Origin of the sequence: Providencia sp. 2023EL-00965 (assembly GCF_033550225.1) — a bacterium.
Lineage (GTDB): Bacteria > Pseudomonadota > Gammaproteobacteria > Enterobacterales > Enterobacteriaceae > Providencia > Providencia manganoxydans.
Genome location: NZ_JAWUEH010000003.1, coordinates 316,450 through 329,249 on the forward strand (window position 1 = coordinate 316,450; position 12,800 = coordinate 329,249).

The 12,800-nt window shown below is 42.7% G+C and carries 10 protein-coding genes; all 10 read left to right on the plus strand.

What is annotated here, in order from left to right:
* Nucleotides 1-21: 21 nt before the first annotated feature.
* The 10 genes from bamA (at nucleotide 22) to SC428_RS06630 (ending at nucleotide 12,800) form a co-directional block, all read left to right on the plus strand.
* Nucleotides 22-2,436, plus strand: coding sequence for an outer membrane protein assembly factor BamA (gene bamA / locus SC428_RS06585; RefSeq protein WP_140180486.1), 2,415 nt, complete (start codon nucleotides 22-24; stop codon nucleotides 2,434-2,436).
* A 90-nt stretch (nucleotides 2,437-2,526) separates the two neighbouring features.
* On the plus strand, nucleotides 2,527-3,021 hold the full coding sequence (skp, locus tag SC428_RS06590; protein ID WP_140180488.1) for a molecular chaperone Skp: 495 nt from the start codon (nucleotides 2,527-2,529) through the stop codon (nucleotides 3,019-3,021).
* Nucleotides 3,022-3,024: 3 nt separating this feature from the next.
* Nucleotides 3,025-4,062, plus strand: a complete 1,038-nt coding sequence (gene lpxD / locus SC428_RS06595) for a UDP-3-O-(3-hydroxymyristoyl)glucosamine N-acyltransferase (RefSeq protein ID WP_070927358.1) — start codon at nucleotides 3,025-3,027, stop codon at nucleotides 4,060-4,062.
* A gap of 130 nt (nucleotides 4,063-4,192) precedes the next feature.
* A complete protein-coding gene (gene fabZ, locus SC428_RS06600) occupies nucleotides 4,193-4,645 on the plus strand; it encodes a 3-hydroxyacyl-ACP dehydratase FabZ (RefSeq protein ID WP_004916757.1) in 453 nt (150 codons plus the stop codon).
* A gap of 1 nt (nucleotide 4,646) precedes the next feature.
* Nucleotides 4,647-5,444, plus strand: a complete 798-nt coding sequence (gene lpxA, locus SC428_RS06605) for an acyl-ACP--UDP-N-acetylglucosamine O-acyltransferase (protein WP_070927360.1) — start codon at nucleotides 4,647-4,649, stop codon at nucleotides 5,442-5,444.
* Nucleotides 5,445-5,624: 180 nt separating this feature from the next.
* On the plus strand, nucleotides 5,625-6,779 hold the full coding sequence (gene lpxB, locus SC428_RS06610) for a lipid-A-disaccharide synthase (protein ID WP_070927362.1): 1,155 nt from the start codon (nucleotides 5,625-5,627) through the stop codon (nucleotides 6,777-6,779).
* On the plus strand, nucleotides 6,779-7,372 hold the full coding sequence (gene rnhB / locus SC428_RS06615) for a ribonuclease HII (protein WP_070927364.1): 594 nt from the start codon (nucleotides 6,779-6,781) through the stop codon (nucleotides 7,370-7,372). The genes lpxB and rnhB overlap by 1 nt, the downstream gene beginning before the upstream one ends.
* An 11-nt stretch (nucleotides 7,373-7,383) precedes the next feature.
* The gene (gene dnaE, locus SC428_RS06620) at nucleotides 7,384-10,866 is read left to right on the plus strand and encodes a DNA polymerase III subunit alpha (protein WP_140185890.1); all 3,483 of its coding nucleotides are present in this window, start codon (nucleotides 7,384-7,386) and stop codon (nucleotides 10,864-10,866) included.
* Nucleotides 10,867-10,878: 12 nt separating this feature from the next.
* Nucleotides 10,879-11,838, plus strand: coding sequence for an acetyl-CoA carboxylase carboxyl transferase subunit alpha (gene accA / locus SC428_RS06625; protein ID WP_070927366.1), 960 nt, complete (start codon nucleotides 10,879-10,881; stop codon nucleotides 11,836-11,838).
* Between the two features lie 86 nt (nucleotides 11,839-11,924).
* The gene (locus SC428_RS06630) at nucleotides 11,925-12,800 is read left to right on the plus strand and encodes a DMT family transporter (protein ID WP_070927367.1); all 876 of its coding nucleotides are present in this window, start codon (nucleotides 11,925-11,927) and stop codon (nucleotides 12,798-12,800) included.

Below are 12,800 nucleotides of genomic sequence, written 5' to 3' on the forward strand. Positions count from 1 at the left end.
TAAGGAATACGCATAACAACGATGGCGATGAAAAAGTTGCTCATAGCGTCGCTGCTTTTCGGCAGCGCCACTGCATACGGTTCAGACGGATTCGTAGTTAAAGACATTCGTTTCGAAGGTCTACAACGCGTCGCCGTTGGTGCAGCATTATTGAACATGCCTGTAAGGGTAGGTGACTCGATTGATAACGATGATATTAGTCGTTCAATTCGATCTCTATTCTCTACCGGTAACTTCGAAGATGTTAGGGTCCTGCGTGATGGAAACACGCTGATCGTTCAAGTTAAAGAGCGGCCAACCATCGCGAGTATCACTTTTACAGGTAACAAATCTGTTAAAGACGATATGCTCAAACAAAACTTGGAAGCATCAAATATTCGTGTTGGTGAAGCCCTTGACCGCACGACAATCGCGAACATAGAGAAAGGTCTAGAAGACTTTTACTATAGTGTTGGTAAATATAACGCGACAGTAAAAGCCGTTGCTACACCACTGCCTCGTAATCGTGTTGATTTAAAATTTGTATTCTCTGAAGGCGTTTCTGCAAAAATCCAGCAGATCAACGTGGTCGGAAATAAAAATTACACGACAGCGGAATTGGTCAATAAATTCCAATTACGCGATGATGTGCCATGGTGGAACTTAGCAGCAGACCAAAAATATCAGAAACAAAAACTGGCTGGTGATTTAGAAACCCTCCGCAGCTTCTATCTTGACCGAGGTTATGCTCGCTTCAATATTGATTCCACTCAGGTCAGTTTGACGCCAGATAAAAAAGATATCTACATTACGATTAATGTGACGGAAGGCGATCAATATAAGATCTCCGGCGTTGAGGTTAATGGTAATACGGCAGATCATCTCACAGAAATTCAAGAACTCATTACCATTACTCCGGGTGAACTGTATAACGGTACCCAAGTAACGGGTATGGAAAACAAAATTAAAGACCTTCTTGGTCGATATGGTTATGCCTACCCACGTGTAATGACTCAGCCTGAAATTAATGATGAAGATAAAACCGTAAAACTGCATGTCAATATTGACGCAGGTAACCGTTTCTATGTTCGTCAAATTCGTTTCCAAGGTAATGATACTAGTAAAGATACCGTCTTACGTCGCGAAATGCGCCAAATGGAAGGTGCTTGGCTGGGTAATGATTTGGTTGAGTTAGGTAAAGAACGTTTGAATCGTACTGGCTTCTTTGAAACTGTTGACGTCGAAACGCAACGTGTGCCAGGTAGTCCTGACCAAGTTGATGTAGTTTACAAGGTAAAAGAACGTAACACGGGTTCAATGAACTTTGGTGTTGGTTTTGGTACTGAAAGTGGCGTCAGTTTCCAAGTTGGTGTGACACAAGATAACTGGTTAGGTACAGGTAATGCGGTTGGTATTAACGCAAGTAAAAACGATTACTCAACCAACGTTGAGATGTCATTTACTGATCCATACTTTACCGTTAACGGTGTGAGCTTGGGTGGTCGTATTTTCTATAACGACTTCCGTGCGAAAGATGCTGATTTATCTGGCTATACTAACAAAACTTATGGTTTAGACAGCTTCTTAAGCTTCCCATTCAATGAAAATAACTCATTCCGCCTTGGTGCGGGTTATGTTCATAACTCACTTTCTGATATGCGCCCTCAAGCTGCGATGTGGGATTACCTCTATTCAATGGGGGATAAACCACCAATTAATGACGACGGTCGCAATAAAGAGAAGTTTAATGCCGATGACTTCACGGTTAACGTAGGTTGGACCTATAATTCATTAAACCGTGGTTTCTTCCCAACATCAGGTAATAAAACTAACCTGTCTGGTAAAGTGACGGTTCCAGGTTCTGATAACGAATACTATAAACTGCGTTTTGATACGGCTCAGTACTACCCAATCAATGAAGATGAAACTTGGGTGATTTTAGGCCGAGCACAAGCTGGTTTTGGTGATGGTATTGGCGGTAAGCAAATGCCATTCTATGAAAACTTCTATGCAGGTGGTTCGAGTACCATTCGTGGTTTCCGCTCCAATAACATCGGTCCGAAAGCCGTTTATCTGAAAAATGTGAATGGGGTTGTTGGTCCAGAGCCAGGTAGTCCATCAAGCGATGCGGTTGGTGGTAATGCGATGTATGCAGCGTCATTTGAGCTGATTACCCCGACACCATTCATTGATGAGAAATACGCCAACGCAGTACGTACATCGCTGTTTGTTGATGCAGGTACTGTATGGGATACCAACTGGAACAGTATTGATCCAGCATGGCGTGCGGGCATGCCTGACTATGGTAAAGCAACCAATGTCCGTGCATCTGCGGGTGTTGCTTTACAATGGATGTCGCCACTTGGGCCTCTGGTCTTCTCCTATGCGCAGCCTATTAAGGACTACGAAGGCGATAAATCAGAACAGTTCCAATTCAATATTGGTAGAACATGGTAATCTAGATCGTGTCTATCTAAGGAAAGCCCCCACATATAGCGTGGGGGTAACCAAAATTTCCAGCCATAAATATGGGTTAAGGAGTTTCGTGTGAAAAAATTGTTGTGTGCAGCGGGTGTGAGTCTGGCGTTAGCGATGTCTGCGGGAGCTTACGCAGATAAAATTGCTGTTGTGAACGTTGGTGAAATTTTCCAAAATATGCCAGCACGCGAAGCCGTTGCTAAACAGCTTGAGAACGAATTCAAGAGCCGTGCGACAGAGTTGCAGAACTTGGAAAAAGATCTCCAATCACGCGTAGAGAAACTGCGCCGTGATGGTGCAACAATGAAGCAAAGCGATCGTGAAAAGCAAGAAAAAGAGCTGATGACTAAACGTGATCAGTTTGCTGAAAAAGCGCAGAAATTTGAAGAAGACAATCGTCGTCGTCAAATGGAAGAGCGCAACAAAATTCTCAGCCGTATTCAAGATTCTATTAAATCTGTTGCAGCCAAAGAAGGCTATGATGTCGTTATCGACGCAAACGCAGTCGCTTATGCAAAAGATAGCATTGACATCACCAGTCAGGTTCAAAAACAGGTTAAATAATAGATGTCTTCAATTCGATTAGCTGATCTTGCTCAGCAGTTGAATGCACAGTTACACGGTGATGGCGATATTGTCATCACCGGTATTGCTCCGATGTATTCAGCAAACAATCAACAAATTACCTTCCTGTCTGATAGCCGTTACAGCGATAAATTAGCTGAATGTCAGGCGGCTGCTGTAGTCCTAACAGCGAAAGACCTAGAAGCTTGCAAAGTTGCAGCTTTGGTTGTTGATAATCCATATCTGGCTTATGCACGCATGGCTCAAATAATGGATACCACTCCAAGTCCCGCAGAAAATATTCATGCGTCAGCTGTGATTGCTGAGGATGCGATATTAGGTAGCAATGTTGCGGTTGGCGCGAATGCCGTCATTGAAAGCGGTGTGGTGCTTGGTGATAACGTCGTCATCGGTGCAGGTTGCTTTGTTGGTAAAAACACGCGTATTGGTGCGGGTAGCCGCTTATGGGCAAATGTTAGCATCTACCATCATATTGAAATTGGAGAGCAATGTTTGATCCAATCAGGTACCGTTATTGGTTCTGATGGTTTCGGCTACGCAAATGACCGTGGTAAATGGGTTAAAATCCCGCAACTTGGCACCGTCATTATTGGTGATCATGTCGAGATTGGTGCATGTACCACTATCGATCGCGGCGCATTAGATAATACGGTTATTGGTAGTAATGTTATTATTGATAATCAATGTCAGATAGCACATAACGTAACCATTGGTGAAGGCACTGCCGTCGCGGGTGGGGTCATCATGGCGGGAAGTTTGAAAATTGGCCGTTATTGTATGATTGGTGGTGCGAGTGTGATTAACGGTCATATGGAGATCTGCGATAAGGTGACCGTCACAGGTATGGGTATGGTCATGAGACCAATTACTGAGCCTGGTGTATACTCTTCGGGTATACCTTTACAGCCTAATAAAACATGGCGTAAAACAGCAGCTTTAGTGTTAAATATCAATGAAATGAATAAGCGCTTGAAAACAGTTGAGCGTGAATTAGATAGCCAAATTCAAAAAAATCAGTAATCATTTTGTAATTCAGGTTAAAATAACCGACTGAGTTACGTTTTTCCGGCCTGCCAGTTAACCTAACTTCATGGTTAAAGCAGGCCGATTCGTTAATTAAATTGAATTAATAGACAGGAAGAGTATTTCGATGAGTGATAATCATACTCTGAACATTGAAGAGATTTTAGAACTGCTTCCGCACCGTTACCCGTTCCTTTTGGTTGACCGTGTATTGGATTTCGAAAAAGGGAAATCCCTACGTGCAGTAAAAAATGTCTCATTCAACGAGCCATTTTTCCAAGGCCATTTTCCCGGCAAGCCAATTTTTCCAGGTGTTTTGATTCTGGAAGCAATGGCACAAGCAACGGGGATTCTTGCGTTTAAAAGCGTAGGGAAATTGGAACCTGGTGAACTGTATTATTTTGCTGCGATCGATAACGCTCGCTTCAAGCGCCCTGTGTTACCGGGAGATCAGATGATCCTCGAAGTAGAGTTTATTAAAGAACGTCGAGGCGTTGCGCGTTTTAAAGGTGTTGCAAAAGTTGATGGAGAAGTGGCCTGCGAAGCAGAAATGATGTGCGCCCGTCGCCGTGAGGTCTGATATGATTGATAAAACAGCCTGTATTCATCCCTCATCCATTGTTGAAGATGGAGCTATTATCGGTGCCAATGTTCGTATTGGCCCTTTTTGTTATATTGGCGCTAACGTTGAAATAGGCGAAGGCACTGAGCTCAAATCTCACATTGTTATCAACGGCCATACAAAAATTGGTCGTGATAATGTGATTTATCAGTTTGCTTCAGTTGGCGAAGCAAACCAAGACTTGAAATATCAAGGTGAACCTACACGTGTCGAAGTCGGCGATAGAAACCGTATTCGAGAAAGTGTGACAATCCACCGCGGTACAACTCAAGGTGGTGGTTTGACCAAAGTGGGTGATGACAACTTATTAATGGTTAATGCACATATCGCTCATGACTGCATCATTGGTAATCGCTGCATTATTGCTAATAATGGCACTTTGGGCGGACACGTTACACTCGGTGATTTTGCCATTATTGGTGGAATGACGGCGGTTCACCAATTCTGTCAAATAGGTGCTCATGTTATGGTCGGCGGTTGCTCAGGTGTTGCACAAGATGTTCCACCTTATGTTATCGCTCAGGGTAACCATGCGACACCTTATGGCTTAAATATTGAAGGCCTGAAGCGTCGTGGTTTTGATAAAGAGTCACTCCATGCTATCCGTAATGCTTATAAAGTGCTTTATCGCTCAGGTAAGTCACTGGAAGATGCACGTAGTGAAATAGCTCAGCTTGCACTAGCAAACCCGCATGTGAAGGTATTTAGTGATTTCTTAGAAGATTCAGCAGAATCTAACCGTGGTATTATTCGTTAAATAAAAATAGCGAAATCAGGGCCGATACTCTAAATAACACAAGGTGCAGTGAGGCGACAAACCAATGCGTCGCTAGAAGCATAGAAAATTATGTGACTGGCGCGAGTGAGTGTAGTCATCCTATCTTAATGCGAAACGCTGCAACTTAAAAAGTATGGCGAGTATATTAAGGAGAGAACTTTGGCGGATCATAATCGCCCACTGACTATTGGCCTTGTCGCTGGCGAAACATCTGGCGATATACTGGGTGCAGGGCTTATCAGAGCATTAAAAGAGCAGGTTCCTGATGCACGTTTTGTCGGTGTTGCGGGACCTTTAATGCAAGCTGAAGGCTGTGAAGCTTGGTATGAAATGGAAGAACTTGCAGTGATGGGGGTTGTTGAAGTTTTAGGGCGCCTCCCTCGGTTATTGTCTATACGTAAAGATTTAACTGAACGTTTTACACAACTGCAACCTGATATTTTTGTCGGTATTGATGCACCTGATTTTAATATCACGCTCGAAGGGCGATTAAAATCAAAAGGTATTAAAACTATTCATTACGTTAGCCCATCAGTATGGGCGTGGCGGCAAAAACGGGTATTTAAAATTGGTCGATCCACGAATTTGGTGCTAGCCTTTTTACCGTTTGAAAAAGCATTCTATGACCGTTTTAATGTGCCTTGTCGTTTTATTGGGCATACTATGGCGGACGCAATTCCACTTCAAGTGAACCAATTAGCAGCAAGGCAACGTCTTGGTATACCTGATAATGCAAAATGTTTAGCTATCTTACCCGGAAGCAGGCATTCAGAAGTGGAGATGTTGAGTGCGGATTTTTTAAAAACCGCGGCCATTCTCAATCAACATTTTACCGAATTACATATTGTTGTACCGTTGGTCAATCAAAAGCGGCGCGAACAATTTGAAACTATTCGTCAGCAGGTCGCTCCAGAGCTGAAAATTCATTTATTAGATGGTCAAGCTAGAGATGCGATGATAGCAGCGGATGCAGCATTATTAGCTTCTGGGACTGCGGCGTTAGAGTGTATGTTAGCAAAATGTCCGATGGTGGTTGGCTATCGAATGAAGCCCTTTACCTTTTGGTTAGCAAAACGTTTAGTGAAAACGCCTTATGTTTCACTGCCCAATTTGTTAGCAGGAAAAGAAATTATCAAAGAACTGCTGCAAGAAGAGTGTCAGCCTGAGAAATTAGCCCAGCAATTAATGCCGTTATTAGAAGGTGGCGAACAGGTTGAGCAGTTAAAAGCAACATTTTTACAGCTTCACCAGTTGATCCGCTGTGATGCGGATAGGCAAGCGGCTGATGCTGTTTTGGATTTGGTTAGAAATTAATGGATTTTATATACCCAGAAGCCAACTTAATTGCTGGCGTTGATGAAGTTGGGCGTGGCCCACTGGTTGGTGCGGTTGTCACTGCCGCGGTCATTTTGGATCCTAATAAACCCATTATCGGGTTAGCTGACTCAAAAAAACTCACAGAAAAAAAACGCGAGCAGTTATTTATTGAGATCCAAGAAAAGGCATTGTGTTGGTGTATAGGCCGAGCTGAGCCAGAAGAAATTGATGAGATCAATATACTGCATGCCACTATGTTAGCGATGCAACGAGCCGTTGCAGGTTTAAGCATCACACCTGATTTTGTTTTAGTGGATGGAAATCGCTGCCCTAAATTATCAATGCCTTCACAGGCGGTGGTCAAAGGTGATAGCTTGGTTAAAGAAATCAGTGCTGCCTCGATTTTAGCTAAAGTCGTTAGGGACAGAGAAATGGTGGCGCTAGATAAAACTTATCCTGAATATGGCTTTGCGAAACATAAAGGCTATCCAACGGCTTATCATTTAGAAAAATTGGCTCAACATGGCGCAACAAAATTTCATCGTACGAGTTTTGCGCCAGTGCGCCGTGCATTAGCAGCGAAAGACTGAGTATAAATTAGATGGCTGAACCTCGTTTTATTCACTTACGCGTTCATAGCGACTATTCCATGATTGATGGATTAGCGAAAACTGGCCCATTAGTCAAAAAAGTGGCAGCAATGGGGATGCCTGCTTTCGCTATTACTGACTTTACTAACCTTTGCGGGTTAGTGAAGTTTTATGGTGCGACGCACAGTTCAGGGATCAAGCCTATTATTGGGGCTGATTTCTTTGTTGAAAGTGAACAATTGGGCGATGAGATAGCGCATCTAACCGTCTTAGCACGTAATAATGAAGGCTATCAAAACTTAACATTACTAATTTCAGAAGCTTACCAAAAAGGTTATGGTGCGATAGGCCCGACTATCCATCGTGATTGGCTAGTTAAACACAAAGCGGGTTTAATTCTACTGTCCGGTGGACGAAAAGGCGATGTTGGGCAATTTTTATTGCGAGGCAATCAGGCGCTTGTTGAGGAATGTTTAGCGTTCTATGAAACCCATTTCCCGAATAGTTATTATCTCGAACTAATACGAACGGGAAGGCCGGATGAAGAAAGCTATTTACATGCTGCGGTAGAGCTTGCGACTCAGCGTGGTTTGCCTGTCGTGGCGACTAACGATGTGCGCTTTATTGAGAGCAGTGATTTTGACGCTCATGAGATTCGCGTTGCCATTCATGATGGTTTTACATTATCAGATCCTAAACGACCTAAAAATTATAGTCCTCAGCAATATTTACGCACTGAAGCAGAGATGTGTGAATTATTTGCTGATATTCCTGAAGCCTTAGAAAACAGTGTAGAGATTGCTAAGCGTTGTAATGTTACTATTCGCCTAGGTGAATACTTCTTACCTCAGTTCCCAACAGGGGATATGAAAACAGAAGACTTTTTAGTGATGCGCTCGAAAGAAGGGCTTGAAGAGCGCCTTGAATTTTTATTTCCTGATGAAAAAGTTCGAGCGGAAAGACGACCTGAATATGATGAACGTTTAGATGTCGAGCTAAACGTAATCAACCAAATGGGGTTTCCTGGTTACTTCCTGATCGTGATGGAATTTATCCAATGGTCAAAAGACAATGGTGTACCTGTAGGGCCAGGGCGAGGTTCGGGTGCAGGTTCTTTAGTTGCCTATGCACTGAAAATTACCGATCTGGATCCGTTAGAGTTTGATCTTCTCTTCGAACGCTTCTTAAACCCTGAACGTGTTTCGATGCCTGACTTTGACGTTGACTTCTGTATGGAGAAACGTGATCAGGTCATTGATCATGTCGCACAGATGTATGGTCGTGATGCGGTATCACAGATTATTACCTTCGGTACGATGGCAGCAAAAGCGGTTATTCGTGATGTTGGTCGAGTACTGGGTCATCCATATGGCTTTGTAGATCGGATTTCTAAATTAGTCCCACCTGATCCCGGGATGACGCTGGATAAAGCATTTGAAGCAGAACCTCAGCTTCCTGAAATCTATGAAGCAGATGAAGAAGTTAAAGCGCTCATTGATATGGCGCGTAAGCTTGAAGGGGTTACCCGTAATGCGGGGAAACACGCAGGTGGCGTAGTTATTGCGCCAACCAAGATCACGGATTTTGCTCCCCTATATTGCGATGCAGAAGGGAACAACCCTGTTACTCAATTTGACAAAAACGATGTCGAATATGCGGGTTTAGTTAAATTTGACTTTTTGGGATTGCGTACGCTGACGATCATTAACTGGGCGTTGGAAATGATCAACCCAAGGCGAGCTAAGAAAAATTTAGAGCCTATTGATATTGCTGCGATCCCTCTAGATGATCAAAAAAGTTTTGACATGTTGCAACGTTCAGAAACGACAGCGGTATTCCAGTTGGAATCCCGTGGTATGAAAGATCTGATCAAGCGGTTACGCCCAGACTGTTTTGAAGACATGATCGCTTTGGTGGCACTATTTCGCCCAGGCCCATTACAATCAGGGATGGTAGATAACTTTATCGACCGTAAACATGGGCGAGAAGAGATTTCATACCCTGATGTACAATGGCAACATGAGTCATTAAAACCTGTTCTAGAGCCAACATACGGTATTATCTTATACCAAGAACAGGTTATGCAGATTGCTCAGGTTCTTGCAGGTTATACATTAGGCGGCGCTGATATGTTGCGTCGTGCAATGGGTAAAAAGAAACCTGAAGAGATGGCGAAGCAGCGTTCTGTATTTGAAGAAGGCGCCATCAAAAATGGTATTGATGGCGAGCTGTCGATGAAAATCTTTGACTTGGTAGAGAAATTTGCCGGTTACGGATTTAACAAATCACACTCAGCAGCTTATGCACTGGTTTCATATCAAACATTATGGCTAAAAGCCCACTACCCAGCCGAATTTATGGCTGCGGTAATGACTGCCGATATGGATAACACCGAAAAAGTGGTTGGTCTCGTCGATGAATGTTGGCGGATGGGGTTAAAAGTGTTACCACCAGATATTAATTGTGGTCAGTATCATTTCCACGTTAATGATGAAGGTGAAATTGTTTACGGTATTGGTGCAATCAAAGGGGTTGGTGAAGGCCCAATCGAAGCTATTATAGAAGCCCGCCAAAAAGGAGGGATCTTTAAAGAGATTTTCGATCTTTGCGCTCGAGTTGATATCAAAAAAATTAACCGCCGTGTGATGGAAAAACTGATCATGGCAGGGGCGTTTGATAAATTGGGTCCACATCGCGCGGCGCTGATGTCTTCGCTTGAGGATGCATTAAAAGCCGCGGATCAACATGCGAAAGCAGAAGCTATTGGGCAAGCTGATATGTTCGGTGTGCTGGCTGAAGCACCTGAGCAAGTAGAAAGTTCGTATGCAAGTGTACCGAAATGGCCTGAACAAGTTGTACTTGATGGCGAACGTGAAACATTGGGGCTTTATTTAACTGGACATCCAATAACACGATACTTAAGTGAGATTGAGCGCTATACTAACGGTTTAAGATTAAAAGATGTGAACCCAACCCCTCGTGGTCAAGTGACAACTGTGGTAGGTTTAGTTCTTTCATCTAAAGTTATTACCACTAAGCGTGGCAATCGAATCGGTATTTGTACGCTTGATGATCGTTCCGGTCGTCTGGATATTATGCTATTTTCAGACGCACTAGATAAATACCAGCATTTGCTGGAAAAAGACAGTATCCTGATTGCCACTGGTCAGGTCAGCTTTGATGATTTCAACGGTGGTAATAAAATGACAGTGCGGGAGTTGATGGACATTAGTGAAGCAAGGGAAAAATATGCACGAGGGCTTGCTATTTCACTGTCAGACAAACAAATTAACGACCAGTTGCTGAACCGACTTCGCAGCACTCTTGAACCCCATCGTTCAGGAACGATTCCGGTTCATTTGTATTATCAGAAGGATGACGCCAGAGCCAAGCTTAAATTTGGTGTTGTTTGGCGTGTAACACCCGTTGATGCCCTTCTGAATTCTCTGCGAACTCTGCTGGGTAATGAGCAGGTAGAATTAGAATTTGACTAAAATAGGAATATTATGAGTCTGGATTTTCTTGATTTTGAACAGCCAATTGCTGAACTGGAAGCGAAAATTGATTCGCTGACCGCAGTTAGCCGTCAAGACAACAATTTAGAAGTCAACCTAGATGACGAGGTTGCTCGTTTACGTGAAAAAAGTCTTGAGCTGACACGTAAAATTTTCTCTGATCTGGGTGCTTGGCAAATTGCTAAACTCGCTCGTCACCCACGTCGCCCTTATACGTTAGATTATATATCTCGTATATTTACTGATTTTCAGGAATTAGCGGGCGATCGCGCTTATGCAGATGACAAAGCTATTGTCGGTGGTATTGCGCGTTTAAATGGTCTACCCGTTATGGTTATAGGCCATCAGAAAGGGCGTGAAACGAAAGAAAAAATTCGCCGCAATTTTGGTATGCCTGCACCTGAAGGCTATCGCAAAGCATTACGTTTAATGGAAATGGCTGAGCGCTTCAACTTGCCGATAATTACGTTTATCGACACCCCAGGCGCATACCCTGGTGTAGGTGCTGAAGAGCGTGGACAATCAGAGGCTATCGCTCGCAATTTACGTGAGATGTCTCGTTTATCTGTTCCTGTGATTTGTACCGTTATTGGTGAAGGCGGATCAGGTGGGGCATTAGCAATTGGTGTTGGTGATAAAGTAAACATGTTGCAATACAGCACTTACTCAGTGATTTCTCCAGAAGGTTGTGCTTCTATTCTCTGGAAAAGCGCTGATAAAGCACCATTAGCAGCAGAAGCTATGGGGATCACGGCTCCTCGCTTAAAAGAGCTGAAACTGATTGATAATGTTGTGACAGAGCCATTAGGTGGCGCACATCGTAACTATGATGAAATTGCAGCTTCTTTAAAAGCACGTATCGAGGAAGATCTAAATGAGCTGCTTGAATTAGATCAAGAAGCACTAAAGAATCGTCGTTACCAACGTTTGATGGAATATGGCTATTGCTAATCATTATTGATTAGTGCCGGAAAAACGGGAGTTAGGTAAAAGCCAGCTCCCGTTTTTATTGGTTGCAGAAAATATGAAGGGTGACCATGCGTCAGTATAACTATTTAATCTACGCATTTTTATGTGTGTTGATTTGGAGTTTTATTCCTATTGTTTCGCGCTTTGGGCAAAATGGGTTGGATAGTTTTCAATTTTTGTTTTGGTCTAACTTTATTTCTGCTATTTCAGTTATTTGTGTCGCTTTATGCGCTGGTTATAGGCCTGCTAACTTATTTATTCTACCTAAAAACACGTTGTGTAAAGTGTTTGTGCTTGGTTTTTTAGACTGTCTTTTTTATTTGTTACTGTATTACGGCTACTCGATTGAGAATGGCATTGCTGTTCTAGTCATTCAATATAGTTGGCCTTTAATTATTATTTTGCTATCTGTTATTTTACTGAAAGATAAGTTAGCGGGTAGACAAATTGTCGGTGTGATCATTGGTTTTATTGCTGTCATTATTACTTTTACAAAAGGCCATTTGACACAGCTACAAGTAGAAAATCCGATTGCGTTGTTACTTGTGTTTAGTGGTGCATTTTGCTTTGCACTAATGTCGGTATTCTCTAGACAGTACTCAATAGATCCTTATATTAGCACCGTCTGGTTATTTATATTTTCTACATTAACCTCATTAGTCTTGCTGCTTATGTTTAGCGAAATAAAATTACCCTCTAAAGCTGCATTCTGGCCAACTATCATTAATGGCGTATTGATTAATGGCGTCTCTTATATTTTGTGGTTTAAAGCTATGAATACTGGGCATTCCGCAAAAATTGCTTCAATTGTATTTTTATCACCGGTTTTGTCAGTACTGTGGTTAGTGATGATTTTAAGTGATCCATTTGAAATTGCGTATATCGTAGGAGTACTGCTAGTGATTATTTCTGGTGTGTTGTGTGTGGGTCGCGGTAAACAATAG

Coding starts and splice junctions, on each gene's coding strand:
- bamA (WP_140180486.1), top strand. CDS start 22: ATGGCGATGAAAAAGTTGCTCATAGCGTCGCTGCTTTTCGGCAGCGCC.
- lpxD (WP_070927358.1), top strand. CDS start 3,025: ATGTCTTCAATTCGATTAGCTGATCTTGCTCAGCAGTTGAATGCACAG.
- fabZ (WP_004916757.1), top strand. CDS start 4,193: ATGAGTGATAATCATACTCTGAACATTGAAGAGATTTTAGAACTGCTT.
- lpxA (WP_070927360.1), top strand. CDS start 4,647: ATGATTGATAAAACAGCCTGTATTCATCCCTCATCCATTGTTGAAGAT.
- rnhB (WP_070927364.1), top strand. CDS start 6,779: ATGGATTTTATATACCCAGAAGCCAACTTAATTGCTGGCGTTGATGAA.
- dnaE (WP_140185890.1), top strand. CDS start 7,384: ATGGCTGAACCTCGTTTTATTCACTTACGCGTTCATAGCGACTATTCC.
- accA (WP_070927366.1), top strand. CDS start 10,879: ATGAGTCTGGATTTTCTTGATTTTGAACAGCCAATTGCTGAACTGGAA.
- SC428_RS06630 (WP_070927367.1), top strand. CDS start 11,925: ATGCGTCAGTATAACTATTTAATCTACGCATTTTTATGTGTGTTGATT.